Genomic DNA, 482 nt, shown 5'->3' on the forward strand with positions numbered 1-482 from the left:
GCTCGAAACCGGAGCGGTCGGGCTTGACGCGTAACCAGCGGGGGCATTCTGCGGTTAATACTGGCGGACGCTGTACGCGCTTCTCTTGCCAGAAATCAGAGAGCATTTGCGACTTTCGCTTACTCTCTTCGTGAGCGCGGGACATAACGACGATAGCATTAAGCATTACGCCTAAGTCGCTTGCGTTACTCTTGTCTATAACGCTTTCGTCAGTAAGCGTAATGATAGATACCCCGCCATCCACGATAGTGCGAATAACATCAATAGCTTTCATCGGGTCAGCACGGCTAGGGCGTTCTAGCTGCTCGACGAGTAAGAAAGACCCTGGCGGGACTTTACCCGCCTCTACGGCGGCTAGGAATAGGCCCAGCGCGCCCTTCGTCACGTTTGAGCGGTCGTATGCACTGACACCTAAGTCTCTGTACGTCAGACTCTCGTCTAGCTGTAGCCCCTTCCGGGCTGCGTACTCCGCAGCTTTAGCA

1 protein-coding gene is annotated in these 482 nt (G+C 54.8%); it reads right to left on the reverse strand.

Going from position 1 to position 482, the window contains the following annotated elements; translation table 11 throughout:
* Positions 1-430: recombinase family protein (locus CRU94_RS09540; protein ID WP_258237453.1), on the reverse strand; the 430-nt coding region annotated here is incomplete at its 3' end.
* Positions 431-482: the final 52 nt, after the last annotated feature.

Origin of the sequence: Arcobacter sp. AHV-9/2010, from assembly GCF_004116575.1 — a bacterium.
In the GTDB taxonomy this organism is placed as follows: domain Bacteria; phylum Campylobacterota; class Campylobacteria; order Campylobacterales; family Arcobacteraceae; genus Aliarcobacter; species Aliarcobacter skirrowii.